This is a genomic window from Microvirga tunisiensis (assembly GCF_009296175.1).
Taxonomy (GTDB): domain Bacteria; phylum Pseudomonadota; class Alphaproteobacteria; order Rhizobiales; family Beijerinckiaceae; genus Microvirga; species Microvirga tunisiensis.
Map to the genome: position 1 here is coordinate 1 of NZ_VOSK01000154.1, position 15,511 is coordinate 15,511.

At 61.9% G+C, this 15,511-nt stretch carries 12 protein-coding genes and 1 pseudogene; 2 read left to right on the forward strand and 11 right to left on the reverse strand.

What is annotated here, in order from left to right:
• Positions 1-576 precede the first annotated feature (576 nt).
• The 4 genes from FS320_RS26210 to FS320_RS26225 all read right to left on the reverse strand — a co-directional run bounded on the left by FS320_RS26210 (position 577) and on the right by FS320_RS26225 (position 6,221).
• Complete coding sequence (locus FS320_RS26210) at positions 577-1,446, reverse strand: transporter substrate-binding domain-containing protein (RefSeq protein WP_152714893.1); 870 nt, start codon at positions 1,444-1,446, stop codon at positions 577-579.
• A gap of 58 nt (positions 1,447-1,504) precedes the next feature.
• A complete protein-coding gene (locus FS320_RS26215; RefSeq protein WP_244627390.1) occupies positions 1,505-2,935 on the reverse strand; it encodes a M28 family peptidase in 1,431 nt (476 codons plus the stop codon).
• Between the two features lie 461 nt (positions 2,936-3,396).
• Positions 3,397-4,515 carry an IS110 family RNA-guided transposase gene (locus tag FS320_RS26220; RefSeq protein WP_152714897.1) on the reverse strand — a complete coding sequence of 373 codons (1,119 nt, stop codon included), beginning with the start codon at positions 4,513-4,515 and terminating at the stop codon, positions 3,397-3,399.
• 272 nt (positions 4,516-4,787) lie between these two features.
• Positions 4,788-6,221, reverse strand: a complete 1,434-nt coding sequence (locus FS320_RS26225) for an amidohydrolase (RefSeq protein WP_162003265.1) — start codon at positions 6,219-6,221, stop codon at positions 4,788-4,790.
• A gap of 252 nt (positions 6,222-6,473) precedes the next feature.
• Between FS320_RS26225 and FS320_RS26230 the strand changes: the two genes are divergently transcribed.
• Positions 6,474-7,100 (forward strand): GntR family transcriptional regulator, encoded by a 627-nt coding sequence (locus tag FS320_RS26230; protein WP_152714899.1) that lies wholly within the window; start codon positions 6,474-6,476, stop codon positions 7,098-7,100.
• A 403-nt stretch (positions 7,101-7,503) separates the two neighbouring features.
• Here FS320_RS26230 and FS320_RS26240 read toward each other — a convergent pair whose 3' ends face one another.
• The 6 genes from FS320_RS26240 to FS320_RS26265 are packed head-to-tail and all read right to left on the reverse strand — an operon-like array spanning position 7,504 to position 14,930.
• Entirely contained in the window at positions 7,504-9,441 is a 1,938-nt protein-coding gene (locus FS320_RS26240) for a CocE/NonD family hydrolase (RefSeq protein ID WP_244627391.1), read from the reverse strand.
• Entirely contained in the window at positions 9,438-11,024 is a 1,587-nt protein-coding gene (locus tag FS320_RS26245) for an ABC transporter substrate-binding protein (RefSeq protein WP_152714901.1), read from the reverse strand. The genes FS320_RS26240 and FS320_RS26245 overlap by 4 nt, the downstream gene beginning before the upstream one ends.
• 18 nt (positions 11,025-11,042) lie before the next feature.
• The gene (locus FS320_RS26250) at positions 11,043-12,074 is read right to left on the reverse strand and encodes an ABC transporter ATP-binding protein (RefSeq protein ID WP_152714903.1); all 1,032 of its coding nucleotides are present in this window, start codon (positions 12,072-12,074) and stop codon (positions 11,043-11,045) included.
• Entirely contained in the window at positions 12,071-13,045 is a 975-nt protein-coding gene (locus tag FS320_RS26255; protein ID WP_152714905.1) for an ABC transporter ATP-binding protein, read from the reverse strand. Before FS320_RS26255 ends, FS320_RS26250 begins: the two co-directional genes overlap by 4 nt.
• Positions 13,046-13,056: 11 nt before the next feature.
• The gene (locus tag FS320_RS26260; RefSeq protein WP_152714907.1) at positions 13,057-13,959 is read right to left on the reverse strand and encodes an ABC transporter permease; all 903 of its coding nucleotides are present in this window, start codon (positions 13,957-13,959) and stop codon (positions 13,057-13,059) included.
• Complete coding sequence (locus FS320_RS26265; RefSeq protein WP_152714909.1) at positions 13,956-14,930, reverse strand: ABC transporter permease; 975 nt, start codon at positions 14,928-14,930, stop codon at positions 13,956-13,958. The genes FS320_RS26260 and FS320_RS26265 overlap by 4 nt, the downstream gene beginning before the upstream one ends.
• Positions 14,931-15,138: 208 nt before the next feature.
• On the opposite strand from FS320_RS26265, the gene FS320_RS26270 reads away from it, so the two are divergent.
• Positions 15,139-15,324: a helix-turn-helix domain-containing protein gene (locus tag FS320_RS26270; RefSeq protein WP_152714910.1), complete on the forward strand. Its 186-nt coding sequence runs from the start codon at positions 15,139-15,141 to the stop codon at positions 15,322-15,324.
• A 45-nt stretch (positions 15,325-15,369) separates the two neighbouring features.
• Here the strand turns inward: FS320_RS26270 and FS320_RS26275 are convergent.
• Positions 15,370-15,511: pseudogene (locus FS320_RS26275) on the reverse strand (ATP-binding protein); the annotation flags it as partial.

Sequence of the window (15,511 nt, forward strand, 5' to 3'; positions counted from 1 at the left end):
CACTGTAGCAAGGCTTGTAACCGCATCCTCACTTGGATGTTGCGAGCGGCCTGTAATGAGATCCTGAATGAATCCGGCCTCAAGACCCGCTTCCAGCGAGGCCCTGCGCCACGAGATCTTGAGGGCGCTAACCCGTTCCCCGATGCGCTCTTTCAGGATGGCGTTCACACCAGGCTCCTTCGGCGGCAGACGTGACCAAATGCCAAAAGGCGGGAAGGCGGTACATCCGCGCTCTTCCCACCTACCTTTCGGCTACAGCAATCTTCGGCTGAATACGGTTAATAGAATGATAATTCACCGCCCACTGATGCGCTCCGTCATGTCGGCACTTGCCGGACCGGATTCCATCTCGTGGGCTTGTCCAACAGATTGATAATCTGCGCCGCTTGGAGGAGAGCATGAGGTTCTATGGAGCAGGTTGCGAGGGATCCTTTCTGGAAGACGGCAATCAAACCCGATCAACGGCCGCGCAATGAGAGGCAAAATTGCGGGCGGCGTCGTTGCTCCACGCTTCCTTAGGCTCTCCTATAAGGCCGCAATAATGCGCGACCTTACATGTTTGCTGCCAGCGACTGGTTATTGCGATGAAGCGGCGGCGGGCGACAGAGTCGGTGTCAGGTCAAGCTTGCTCCACTTCACTGAGAGCTTGCGGATCGTACCATCCTCCGCCGCTGCACGGATCGCCTCGTCAAACTTAGCCTTCAGCTCGGTCTCGCCTTTCCGCATGCCGAGGGCAACATCTGTTGCCAGCATTGCTCCTCTCATAAACGGGCCGGTCATGACGAGATCTTGATTCTCGGCTTTAGCCAGTGCGGTCGTCGCATAGACGCCACTGTCGAACCCCACATCGATGCGGCCTGCTGTGATGTCCAGGTCACGCTCTGCCGAGGTCTTGTAGGTGCGGATGTCTACGTCACTGCCAAAGTAAGCGCGGATCAGTTGTTCCTGGCTCGTGGACTGGACGACGCCAACCGTCTTCCCCTTCAGGATCTCTCCAACCCGGGTCATCACGGGATCGGCAGCATTCTTGTCGTTGAGGTTCAGGCGCTCGCCCGTCATCGGCATTGTGGCGATCGGGCTGCCTTTGAGGGTCAGGAAGGTCGCGACCCCGCTCGCATAGGGAATGGTGAAGTCGACCACCTTCTTGCGGATTTCGTTAATCCCAAGCGTCAGCACCAGATCGAACTTCCCTGCATTGAGGCTTGGAATCAGGCTCGACCATTCTCCTGGAATCAGCTCGCATTGAACCTGTGCTCGCCGGCAGAGGTCTTCCGTCAGATCGATGTCGTACCCGGACAGCTTGCCGTCGGGGCTAATCATGTTCCAGGGCGGAAAGGCGCCCTCGACGCCAATCTTCACCTTCGTCCAGTCCTTCGCATGCCCCACGGGCCCGCCGAGTGCCACAGCAGCCGCAACAACGGCCGAAAACAGCGTGATCTTCCTCATTTCCCAATCCTGGTTGGCCGCTGGCGCATCAGCGACGGGGTTGTCACGGAGAGCAAGGTCATGCTCCCCTTTCGGGGCCCTGGAGTTCGGCCTCGAAAGCTTCGTTGGCCTGCCACAGCGCATGGGCGACCCGGTTCCGCGTCTGTCGGGCATGAACGACAAAGAATGGTAGATCCGTCGAGCGAGCGTCTTGCCGGGCCAGTTCACGCAGCCCTTCCAAGGCCAGCCATGCAGGATGTGGCATGGCCGAATCGTGGTGGAAGCGCTCACCGGTCGTGTAATTGATCGGCACCAGAGCCCGCGCGACCCGCATCAGAGTCTGGTTGATCCTCTCCGCGTCCTTGTCCGGCGCAGTCGATGCCACCGCCGTCAGGGCTGCAGCGTTTATGCGGAGCTTCTCCGCGGCGCGCTTAAGACGGTCAATTGGAAGGATTTCGGCGAGCTTATCTTCCAGAGACTTGAGCTCAGCCAACAGGGCATCCGCATATACCGTATAATCGAGCGGCAGTACACGTTCTGTCAGAAGGCGATCAAGAACCCGCAGGATGATCCTGGTGTCGCGCGCAAGGTTAGCCGGATCGATGTGCTCAATGAGATCGTGCGGCGTGTGCCACCACCAGCCGAGCGCTGTGAGCATCTTCACCGGGCCCGGCGGCTGATGGCTGAGGCTGCCGAACATGGACGGGATGCCGACCCCCCAGAAGGACTGGTCCGCCGCCCTCCCCTGACGCCGGCCGGCATGGCTCTGGCCTGTCACCGCCTTTACGGCATCGGCTGCCACTCCTCTTAGCTCATCGATTACGCCGGAGCTGGTGAGGATGGTGGCCCCTTCGCCGCCCGTTGAGTCCACGTTGACATGCGCAACGCAGCGCCGGTCAAGCTCATCCCAGTATTCATCGGCATACCAGGCGGAACCCGAGTAGCGTCCATGGGAATGACCGGACCAGAAACAGATCCGGAGACCACGCCGCCAATCGGCGCGCCTCTCCGCGAGTAATCTTGCGGCCTCAAGCATGGTGGCATTCGCCCCGCCATTGTCCATGACGCCATAGTGCCAGGTGTCGTGATGACCGGAGAATAGGACAAAAGGGGCGTCGGCTCCGCCCGTCGAGGCATCGAGATCCGACACCAGCAGCGGCGTCTTGCGCCATCCGGTATCGACCTCGGTCCACAACGCTGCCCGGACCGTCTCGCCTTTCAAGCAGCGCTCGCGCAGGATCGCACCATCGTCATGGCTGATCGTGCAGATTGCTGTTCTGGGGAGGTGTGTCCGCGTATGTTGGGAGGGATTGCCCCAGACGGGCGAGACGCACATTTCGTAGAGATGCTCGTTGGGGCTGATATGAATTTGCCCAACGGCTCCGGCGCGAGATGCAAAAGCCGTGACATCTTCCGTGGCGATGCCGTCGATGAGCACAATCCTGCCACGGACATCCTGACGGGCAATCGCCGCCTCATCGCCTTCCCCGACGTACACCAGATCGGCCATAAGGCCTCCTTGTTGCGTCGACACCGACATGGAGTGGGTGATGCTCGTGAACTCGCGGCCATCGATCACCACTCGTGAATGAACCGGCAGGCTGATATAGGCGTCATGAAAGATCAGCTTTGTCCGATACCCGAACTCTGATGTTCGTTGTCAATGAGCCTTGACGTGGGTGTGCAATCCCGGTGCAGGAACAGGGCCAGGCCGGATAAAGCGATTGCGCAGGGCCGGAGACAGAGCCGTCAAGACGACGGTTGAGCAGACTCTGATGCGCGGGTTGGTCACCGCATTTCCGTGTGTTCGTCCGGGGCTGCCTCGATCTGCTGGCGGGCGTCAATGACCCATCATCGGCCACACAATTCGGACGAGGGTTCCCCACCGAGGCCCTGCCTCCGGTGCTGCGCAATCACAGATGTCAGTTGAGCGGGAGATGGCTCTATGTGAGATCGTGTCTTTGCTCGCCTTCAAGCAGCCGAGCGGGGTTGAACCTCGCGACCGATCGCCCACAGGAATGCCGCCATCTCCCGCGCGATTGCAGTGGTGACCACGGTCTGGCGCTTGCCGGCCGCCATCAGCCGACGATAGCGCGCACACAGCCGCACCTGTGCCTTCCAGGCAATCGCCCGCACGGCCGCTGGCAAGCCCTCCTGGCGCTCCTGCAGCAAGCGGCTCATCCGGGCCGGAAAGCGATAGGTCCAGGCACCTTCAATGAGAACCCGACGCACTCTCGCGTTGCCCGCTTTGGTGATGCGGCCCCGCCGCACCCGCTCGCCGGTCGAGCTCTCGCAGGGCACCAGGCCGAGATAGGCCATCAGCTGCCGCGGGCTGTCGAAGCGGCGCACATCGCCGATCTCGGCCACAAAGGTGACGGCGGTCAGCAGCGCCACCCCGCGCAGGGCCTGGTAGGCCGCGACCACCGGCGCCATCGACCAGGTCGCACCCACCTCAGCGACTTGCTGGGTCAGCCGGTCCAGGCGGGCTTCGGCCTCCTCGATCGCCTGCCGGTATTCGCGCAGGACCAGATCCTGAGCCGAATGCTCGAAGACGAGCTCCGCAAGCCAGCGGGCATGCGCCTGGGTCCACGGTCTGCGGCCGGGAAAGATCCGCCCATGACGCAGCAGGAAGGATTGCAGATGCTGGCGCTTCCCGCGCAGATCTGCCATGGCGGCCTCCCGCGCCCGCACCAGCTCGCGCACCGCCTCATGGCCCGGATCCGGCACCCAGATGGCAGTCAGCTCGCCGGCCCGGTGCAGCCGGGCCAGGGTGAGGGCATCGCGGCGGTTGGTCTTGACGCGCTCGCCCGGACGCTTGGGGATGAGCGACGGCGCGATGACGGCACACTCATGTCCCAGAGCCGCGATCTGGCGCTGCAGGCCATAGCCGGTGGGGCCGGCCTCGTAGCAGAACAACAATTCGCCGTGCCGGCTCGCCAGCTTGTGGACCAGGCGCCGCACCGCTTCGGGGGTATTGTCGATCTCGCCGAGAAAGCGGATCTCTCCCTGGCGGCCGTCCTCGGCCACGGCGACGGAGATCTTCAGTTTCGAGGTATCCAGACCGACAAACACTTTGCTCTTCTGCTGCATGGCTCGTCCCCTGTGCGGGAGGCTCGGCGCCGGCCCATCCAGCGCAACCCTCGCTCATCGCATAGTGTGGACGAGCCACCTCCACCGGCAACGAACATACGGTCTGCTCCATTTGCCTCTTGAGGTAATGAAAGCTTTCGAGCTCCTCCGGTGTGCCGGAAAGTTTTACGCGGCGGGCGAATTCGTAGATATGACCCATCAGCCGTTCCGAATTCACGGCCGCCTCCAGAGAGCTCATTCCGGTGGGATCGGAACTCAAGGGGCGCTGCAGCTCAGACATCGGCGAGTCTCCCGGGAATGGGCGGATTTACGTCATCGGGAATGGGATTGACGAAAGGTGTGCCAGCGAGTCGCTCGCGGAAATCGGCCTTGGCCTCTTCGATCAGGGGTAGATTGAGGAAGAGATCGACGGCCGTGGCGGCCATGACCTTGGCCGCGTGCTCCATGCCCTTGTGGGCAGCGGGTGCCTTCCCCTGCGCCACAAGTTGCCAGGAATGCCCCGGCGTGCCGATGGCATAGGTGGCACCGCGCATCTGAACCGTCGGCACGACCCAGCTGACGGTTCCGACATCGGTGGAACCGACGAGTGTTCCATCACCGCTTTCCGGCGGAAAGATTATGTCGCAGAGCGGAACTCCCATTCTGGGCTTGAGGCCGAACCGCGCAAATGATGACTTGATGTCGTCTGGTGTCAGGGTCTTCTGGATTTCAGCCGCGAACGCCTTGTCCTGCTCGTCGAACACGGGAGGGCCGAGCCGCTCCAGGTTCCGGTGCATCAACTGCTCGAGAGGCGTATTGCCGACGAGGTTGGCGTCGCCGCTGACAATCTCGCTGCGCACGCTCGTCTCCGTCATGAGCGCAGCACCTTCGGCGATCTTCTTCACCCGGTTCAGCAATGCCTGCATTTCCGGCAGATCGCGGGCGCGGATCAGGTACCGCACGGTTGCGTTGGCCTGCACCACGTTCGGGGCCGATCCTCCTGTGTCGGTGACGGCGTAATGAATGCGCGCGGTGCTCGGCATATGCTCGCGCATATAGTTGACGCCGACATTCATAAGTTCCACGGCATCCAGCGCGCTACGGCCCAGATGGGGGGAGGCTGCCGCATGCGAGGCTCGTCCGCGGAAGTGGAAATTGATCTCGTTGCAGGCTAACGAAATCGGGTTATTGACGCCGGCAAACGGCGCCGGATGCCATGAGATCGCGATATCGACATCGTCGAAAACGCCGGCCCGCACCATGAACCCCTTGGCAGAGCCTCCCTCCTCGGCCGGGCAGCCGTAGTAACGCACCCGTCCCTTGAGGCCATGAGCCGCCAAGTAGTCCTTGACCGCTGTGGCCGCCATGAGTGAGCCGCTGCCGAGTAGATTGTGCCCGCAGCCATGACCATTGCCGCCCGGAATGATGGGCCTCTGCTCCGCCACTCCGGCTTCCTGGCTCAGGCCCGGCAGCGCATCGTACTCGCCCAGGATGGCGATCACCGGGCTACCCTCACCGGCCTCGCCCATGACGGCGGTCGGTATGTCGGCCACTCCCGGGGTGACCCGGAAACCCTGTTGCTCCAGCATCTCGGTGTGATCGGCACAGGAGCGGTGCTCCTCGAAATTGAGCTCAGGCATCTCCCAGATGCGATCGCTGAGAGCAAAAAAGGCCTCGCGCTTGGCTTCTACGAGATTCCAGACTTCCGAGGTGTTCTTGACGGACACGATCTGATCCTGACGCAGGGCACCAGTGTGAGGCTCGGCGAGCTTACCACTGAGGCCTTTGGCAATTTTAGCCAAAATTGGTACCAATATGATGCACAGCGGCGTCACAGAGGCAAGAGGGCTTCTGCCGAATGTTTTTTGCCAACGCCCCACAGCCTGCCTAAAGGACGAGCAGCACCGCGAGGGTATTTTGGCGAAGCGGAGATACGGTTCGCCACCTAAAGATGCGGCACAGCAGGGATAGGAGCAGGAATGGATGCATCCACGAAAAAGGCTTGGATGAGCGTTGCCGACCTGATTACGCAGGATATCCGGTCGGGCATCTTTGCCCCAGGGATGTGGTTGAAGCAGATCGATCTTGAGACCCGTTATGGATATGGTCGTCCTGACATCCGCCGCGCCCTCGATCATCTCGCTCAGAGGCGTCTGCTGCAGCATGTGCCCAATCGCGGCTATCACGTCTTTCTGCCGGACAGTGATCGAACCACCCATATCCTCGAATTGCGTGTGATTCTGGAAACGGCTGCCGTCGACAGCATCGTGGCCAACGCCACTTCTGCCGCAGTCCGCAAGATTGACCGCTTAGCGCGCCACTTCGATGAGATGGTGCTCCACGGCACCTTGCTTGACCAGTACGAGGCGAATCTCGCGTTTCACCATGAGCTTCTGAGCCTATGCTCGAATCCCGAGCTCCTCATCCTCGTGACGGATCTCCGTAGCCGGACATCATCAGCCCTGGCAGGACAATGGCGAACGCGCGCGCGCATCGAGAAGTCAAGCCATGAGCATCATGCCATGGTCGAGGCGCTCACGGCCCGTGACGCTCCACGCCTGAAGGAGATCATCGCCCTCCATATCCGGCAGCCTCAGGACCTCTGACGCAACTCAGCTCAGGCTTGGTTGTCCCAGATCAGGAACACCTTTCCGTTGGCATCCTGGATGAGCCAGCCGAGGAAGCGGATCAGGCTCGGGGCCGTGACCGCGCCATCGAGCACCATGCAGCGCAACTCGCCCTTGTTGGTCAGAGCCGAGATCAGGCCCAGCCTCGTTCGTTTGTGGCAGGGTGCACCATAGACATCCGGCCGCGTGGTGCGAAGCTGCGACCGCGCACATCGTTGGAGCGCAGGCCGGGCTCGCCACCCCAGAAGATCGTGCCCTTCTCATCTCTGGCGAGCGCCACAAGGGCCGGGTATCCGGCCGCAGCCAGCGCCGCACGGCCTTCGGTGATTGCTCATAGGCCCGTCGGGGAACTGAGTCGTCTGGCCGTGAAATTCAAGATCACTCAAGCTGGATCAGTAAGACTCATGATATGCTTTGTCGGGACACAGGGCAGGATAATTCGCGAGGCATGAGCCGCTTCACAGTACACTGTGTTACGCGCGATCTTACGTGTACGCCCCCTGCCCTCGGGATCGCCTGTATTCGGATTCACGTCGAACTTTGGGAAGTTGGACGACGAGATGTCGAGCCGGATCCGATGTCCCTTCTTGAAGAGATTCGCCGTTGCGAAAGGCTCAATCGTAATCTGGAAGATCTCTCCCGGCGTCAGGAGTTCCGGATGCTCCCATGACTTGCGATAGCGGCATCGCAGGATGCCATCGGTCAGGTTCATGGCATAGCCGGTCGGATAGTCCTTCGAGAGCGGATAGACATCGATCAGCTTTGCGGTGAAATCCGTATCGAGCGCATCCGACGAGACCCACAGCTCGACCGAGATGGGACCGACGACGGCGAGGTCCTGCTCCAACGGCAACGTCTCGAACGAGAGGATATCCCGACGGGCCGAGAGCGGCAGCCCCGGGTGGCGGCAGCCGAAGAACTGCGCAGCCTCGCGCTGGTCGAACGCTCCGCCTTCGAAGACCGGCTGGCCGCTCGTCAATGCGCCGCCGATGGTCGGCACGGGATCCGACGGATCGAAGTCGTAGCTCAGGGACGCGGCACCCGCATCCGCCGGCGTCTCGCGCAACTGCGAGTTACTGTGGATATAGAAGGACCGGAATTCGGTCTCGGGCAGAGGCCAGCGCGTTGCTTCGATCCAGCGGCCGCCATGATCGAGCTTGCCCGCATCGGTCTTGCTTCCCGTTCCTCCCCCCATCAGGAAGAGGCGAACGGGCGGGTCACGATCGACGCTGTTCTCAATCCCCTTGAGCCAGCGCTCGAACCACCGCCGGCGGAACTCCAGCCAGGACGGCGTGACATTGCCGGCAATCGTCGCATTCTCACCGAAATAGGCATCGCCGGAGAAGGTCGTGTTCCGGTTGCCGTGCAGCCACGGCCCCATGATCAGAGAGATCGGACGCTCGCTGTTCCGCGACAGGCCCTCGTAATTATCGAAGGTCGTACGGACATAGGCGTCATACCAGCTCGACAGGAGAGCCACCGGCACCAGCGGGAACGTGTCGTACGAACCCTCCGCATAGATGCCGACCTTCTTCCAGAAATCGCCGAAAGAGCCCTGGCGCCATTGTTCGAGAACATAGCTTTCATACTCGGGCACCCAGCGCACCGGCGAACGCCCCTCCGACCATGGCAGAGCGCTGAACCAGGACTTGAGGTCTTCCGCCTCGAGGGCATCAACGATGAGGGAATCGTTCTGCGCCTCTGGGCTCTCCTTGGCGTGGTTGTAGGCCCAGGTGAGCTGCTTGAGCTCGAATGCGCCGCCCTGCCGGATGCCTGTGCGATAGGCGCTGGAGAAACCTCCAGAATCGAGAACCATGCAGGCAAGGCCCGGAGGATTGAGACAGGCCAGCGCAGCCTGCGTATGCGCCGCATAGGAAAGGCCCATGGTGCCGATCTTCCCGTCGCACCAAGGCTGCTCGACGATCCAGGAGCAGGTGTCGTACCCGTCGGGCCCCTCGGACAGATACTTCGTGAACGTCCCTTCCGAATTATAGCGCCCACGGCAATCCTGATAGATCACCACGAAACCAGCCCTCACAAAATGCATCGCGACTTCGGCTCGCGTCATGGGCTGCTTCATCCCGGGCTCGATCTCGGAGCGCGAGCGCTCCGTCTTGCCGTAGGGTGTCCGCTCCATGATGACAGGCAGGGGAGTCAGGACAGGCCGTCCGTCGACGGCAGGGCGATACACATCCGTTGCGAGACAGACGCCGTCGCGCATGCGGATCATAACGTTCCGATGCACGACGATATCATCGGCGAGGACCTCCACCGCAGGTGCAGTGGAGGCCTCGGACGGCAGAGCAGCTTGAGAGGTCATTGAGCCGTTCCCGCAAGGGTCGCCATCAGGTCTTCGCCGCGATTGGCCGTATACGTGACGTTCGCCTTCGAGGCCCAGTATACCTTCGGCCAGAACAGCGGGATAACGCCGACATCATTCATCGCGACCCGTGTCGCTTCCTGCAGAAGAGAAATGCGCTTCTGCGGATCAAACTCCGACGTCGCCACCTTCATCTTCTCGTCGAACTGCGCATTGGAATAGCGCGTGCGGTTGAAGGATCCCGTTCCGGCGTCCCTATCAGGGGTCATCAGGAGGTTGCGGAGGCTGGTTGCGGATGTCGGCGTCGTCGTTCCGAGCGAGAAGATGAAAGCGCTGAACTGCTGCTTGCCCGCCGCCGAAGCATAGACGTTGTAGGGCTGAGCCACCACGCCGTTCACCTTGATGCCGCCACGGGCGAACATCTGTCCGATCGCCTGAGCGGATTCGGCATCTCCCGGGAAGCGATCATTGGAGGTGTGGAGGGTCAGGCCGAACCCTTGCGGGTATCCCGCATCGGCAAGGAGCTTCTTCGCCCCTTCCGGATCTGCGGCGGGCGCCTTCAGCGACGGATCGGCACCACCGATCCCGTCGGGCACGATCTGCCCTGCCGCCTCGCCGGCGTCATCGAGGATGCGGTCGACGATGAGCTGACGGTTGACGAGCTTGGACAGCGCCTGGCGGACGCGCACATCCTTGAGCGGGTTCGGGTTCAAGGGCTTGCCGTCGGCGCCCACGACGAACGGGCTTTCATCGCGGCTCGCATCGAGGGCGAGATATACGACGCGGGCCGAGGGGATCGACCAAAGCTTCACGCCGCCGACGCCCGACAGGGTCTTCACGTCTCCCGGAGGAACAGCATCGATGAGGTCCACGGAGCCGGACCGCAACGCCGCCACGCGCGCGGCATCATTGGCGATGAACTTGATGGTGACGTTCTCGAAGGCTGGCTTCTTGCCCCAATAGGCATCGTTTCGCACCAGCGTGACGTGGTCGCCCGGCACCCATTCCTTGACCTTGTAGGGGCCCGTGCCGATGGCCGCGGAGCGATCGTTGAAGGCCTCAATCGTTTTGCCCTCGGCAAGCTTCTTCTGAACAATATAGACGAGGCCCACCTGCTCGATGAAGTCGGGCGTGGGGTTCTTCGTCTTGAACTCAATCGTCTGAGGATCGACGATCGTCATGTTGGCAATGGAGCCGATATTGCCCGTGAAGGGTGCCGGGCTGTTGGGAATGTCCTTCACCCGATTGAGAGAGAAGATCACATCCTCGGCCGTGAGCGGAGAACCGTCCTGAAAGGTGACGCCGGACCGCAGCTTGATCCGCCACGTGGTCGGATCGACATTCTGCCAGGACTCCGCGAGAGCAGGCGTCACCTGCAGGTTCGGATCGGGCGTAATAAGCCGGTCGAAGATCTGAGCGGCGATGTTCTGGTTGTTGCCGGTCCGGGAGAAGTGAGGATCGAGGGCCGAGGGCTCGGTCGAGCTGCCGATGATGAGATCGGCCGCATAGGCCGGCGACAAGGCGAGAAGCCCAGCCAGCGATACCGTGGCGCTCAGGCTCTTCAGATGATGAAGCATTTTCATGTGGTTCTCCCTTCTGGATCAGGATGCAGCCGCGATTTCAGGCCGTCTGTTGGTAGATTGGGCGTCGTTGAGATGGCAGGCGCTGATATGGCCCGGCGCGATCTCCCGCAGCTTCGGCGCTTCCTTACGGCACCGTTCGAAGGCGTGCGGGCAGCGGGGATGAAAATGGCAGCCGCTGGGGGGCGAGAGCGGGGACGGGATCTCCCCCTTGATGGGCGAGAAGATGCGCCGCCGGTTGGCGATGCTGGGCACCTCGTCGAGAAGAGCGACAGTGTAGGGGTGATTGGGCCGGGCGAAGAATTCCTCGGCCGGAGCGCTCTCGACAATGCGGCCCAGATACATGATGGCGACGCGGTCGCTGATATGCTTCACGACGCCGATGTCGTGGCTGATGAAAAGGTACGTGAGCCCGAGGTCGCGCTTCAGATCCATGAACAGATTGATGATCTGCGCCTGGATCGAGACGTCGAGCGCCGCGACGGACTCGTCGCACACGATGAATTGCGGCTTGACCGCAAGAGCCCGGGCGATCCCGATCCGCTGCCGCTGACCGCCTGAGAACTGGTGCGGATAGCGCTCACGATAGGCGGGATCGAGCCCGACCCGCTCCATGAGGTCGGCCACATAGGAATCCTTCTCGCGCCGGGACACGATACCGTGGGCGACAGGGGCCTCGCCGATGATGTCGATCACGCGTTTGCGCGGATTGAGCGACGACATCGGGTCCTGGAAGATCATCTGGGCAGAGAGCTTCGCCGCCCGGGTATCCCGCTGGCCGAGCTTGCGCCGGTCCTGGCCGTTCCAGAGGATCTCCCCCTCACTCTGGGGCATGATGCCTGCGAGCATCCGGCCCAGGGTCGACTTCCCGCAGCCGGATTCTCCCACAAGGCCGACGACCTCGCCGGGCATGATCTTCAGATTGATTATGTCGACGGCATGCACGACCTGCGGCTTGAGATCGGCACCCAGCAGACGCACGAGCCGCTCGGCGTAATCTAGCTCTCGAACGAAGCGCTTCGAGACCTGGACGGCTTCGATCAGGGGCGTCATGCGGCTCTCCTCGCCTGGGGATGAAAGCAGCGCCAGGCAACGCTCCCGGCGCTTTCGAGCCGCGGCTCGGTCTCACAGATCGATGTGGCGAAGGCGCAGCGCGTGCGGAAGGCGCAACCGGAGGGCCGGCTCAGCGGAGACGGCGCCATGCCGGGGATGGCCAGAAGCGGAGCGCCACGGGGGACATTGGCTGCGACCGACTGCAGTAGTCCGATCGTGTAGGGATGGACGGGACGGTCGAGGACGTCGTCGGTCGGCCCCATCTCGACGATACGCCCGGCATACATCACCGCGATCCGGTGAGCCAGGCCCGCGACCACTCCGAGATCATGACTGATCCACACGAGCGCCATGCCGAGATCCTTCGACAATTTTTGGATTTGAGCGAGGATCTGCGACTGGATGGTGACGTCGAGTGCGGTCGTCGGCTCATCGGCGATGATGAGGTCGGGACGATGCAGAAGGGCGATGGCAATCGCCACCCGCTGACGCATGCCCCCTGAGAATTGATGGGGGTACGCGGCGAGCCGTTCGTCCGGTGACGGGATTCCCACCATGCCGAGGGTATCGCGGGCTCTTGCTCGCGCGTCGCTGGTACTCACCTTCTCATGGGCGAGAACGGCTTCGACCATTTGCGTGCCGACGCTGAGAACCGGGTTGAGCGTCATCATGGGATCCTGAAAGATCATCGCGATCCGCCGGCCGCGAATCTTCCTCATCTCATGGGCGGACAGCCCCACGAGATCCTGTCCCTGGAAGAGGATCCGCCCGCCGACGACCCGCCCCGGAGGATCGACCAGTCCGAGGATGGAGAAGCCGGTGATCGACTTGCCCGATCCGGACTCCCCGACAAGCCCAAGCACCTCGCCGCGGTGGACCTCGAAACTCACTCCGTCGACGGATTTGACGACGCCCTTCTCGGTGAAGAAATGGGTCTGGAGATTCTCGACCATGAGAGTTGGATGGCTCATGACGCTCTCCCTCATCGCTCGAGCCGCGGGTTCAGTACCTCGCGCAGGCGATCGCCGACGATGTTGATGCTGAAGACGAGGAGAACCAGCAGAAGACCTGGATAGACGCTGATCCAGTACTGGCCCGACATCAGAACCTCGTAGCCGTTGGCGATGAGGAGACCGAGGGACGGCTCGGTAATCGGCAGTCCAATTCCGAGGAAGCTCAAGGTCGCTTCCGCCGAAATGGCGTTCGCCACCTGCAATGTTCCGATCACGATGAGCGGTGGCAGACAGTTCGGGAGCAGGTGACCGAAGAGGATGCGTGCCTTGCTCAGATCCAGACAGGCTGCCGCCTCGACGTATTCCTTGCCCTTTTCGACCAGCGCCGCGCTGCGGACCGCGCGGGCAAAAAGCGCCCATTGCACGAGCACCAGGGCGAACATGACCTTGCCCACGCCCTGCCCGATCGTTGCAAGCAGCATCAGCGCCACAAGGATGGTCGGAAAGCCGAGCATCAGGTCGACGAGCCGCATGATCAGCGCATCGACGCGGCCGCCGAAATAGGCTGCGATCAGGCCAAGCGCAGTCCCGACCCCGAGGGCCACGACGCCGCTGACGCCACCGACGGCGAGGCTGGTGCGCAGGCCGTAGATCATCGCCGACAGCATGTCTCGCCCCTGCCCGTCCGTACCGAGCCAGTAGATGCCGCCCGACGTGCTTTCCGAGCCGGGAGGGAGCCGTGCATCCATGATGCTGATCTGCATCAGGTCGTAAGGATCCTGCGGCGCGAGCCACGGTCCAAAAACCGCCGCGAGAAGCAGCAGCAGAAAGACGATCGCCGCAATGGTCGCCTTCGGGCTCTTGAGCAGACCGTTGAGGGCACGGCCGAGGAGCGTATCCGTGCTTGGCTTTCGGAGGGCGATGGCCGTCATGACGCGCTCCCCAGCCGGATGCGCGGATCGAGCAGGGAATAGAGGATGTCGACCACGAAGTTGATGACGATAAACAAGGTCACGACCACGAGCAGGTAAGCCACGACGACCGGTCGATCGAGACGCATGATCGAGTCGATCAGAAGCTTACCCATTCCCGGCCAAGCGAAGATCGTCTCCGTCACGATCGCGAACGCGATGAGGCTGCCGAACTCGACACCGACGACGGTGACGATGGGGATCAGGATATTCTTGAGAACATGCACCGATACGATCCGGCGCTCAGAGACCCCCTTGGCCCGCGCGAACTTCACGAAATCGAGAGGCATCGTCTCCCGCACGCCGCTCCGGGTGAGACGGATGACGAGAGAGATGTTGAACAGGGCGAGATTGAGAGCCGGCAGAATGAGATGGGACACGCCGGACCAGGTCACGAGACTCGTCGGGATTCCCAAGAAATATCCGACCTCTCCGCGCCCGGTCGATGGCAGCCACCCGAGCCAGACGGAGAAGATCATGATCAGCATCATCCCCTGCCAGAAGTTCGGCAGGCTGAAGCCGAGGATCGACCCTGTCATGACCGTCTCGTCGAGAACTGTGCCGGGCCGGAGACCAGCCCAGAGGCCCAGCGGGATTCCCAGAACGAGCGAGAGGGCAAGAGCCACGAAGGCCAGCTCAAGCGTCGCCGGCATTCGACTGAGGATGAGATCGATGGAAGGCTGATTGAAGACGAAGGAGCGACCCAGGTCGCCCTGGAGGGCATTCCAGATGAACGTGCCATATTGTTCGAGGAGCGACCGGTCGAGCCCGAGTGCCCGGATCGCCTGCTCCCGTTCGGCAGGTGTCGCGTCTCCGGCGATCAGGATATCGACCGGGTTGCCGATCGCGTAGATCCCCGCGAAAACGATAATCGACGTAACGAAAAGAACCAACAGGCTCTGCGAAAGGCGGCGGACGATGAAGACGCTCATCGAAAACGCCTCCTCCGGTGCAACTCAACCGATCGACGCATACAGACTTTTGAAGGTTTCCGCAGATAACGTTGCATGAAGACGCTTTCATTTGGATAGTAGCCGGCAGTTAGGCACCCCTGAGGAAAGCGCGCAATAGTATGAGGAAATGCGATAGGGCAATGAAATTTCCGGAAAGCGCGTGTGGCGTCCGAAGCGTGTCTAGCCCATGAATCTCAAGCAACTCGAAGTCTTGAAGGCGATCATCGCGACCGGCTCGACGGTCGGCGCATCGACGACTCTCGGGATCTCGCAATCCGCCATCAGCCGGCATTTGACGGCTCTCGAGGCGGAGATCGGATTCGAACTCTTCATCCGTGACAGGTGTCAAGCGACACCGAGATTTACGAGATAAGGCGACATCCAGTTTTACGACGGCTCAAGCGTGAGCCCGCTGGAGAGCCTCCTCCAGATCCCGCAGGCGATAGCTGCGCCCCTTGATGTTGAGAACATGCGCTCGGTGCAGCAGGCGGTCGAGGATGGCCGTGGCCAGCACCTCGTCGCCGGCCAGCAGCTCGGTCCACTCCCGGATGCTCTTGTTC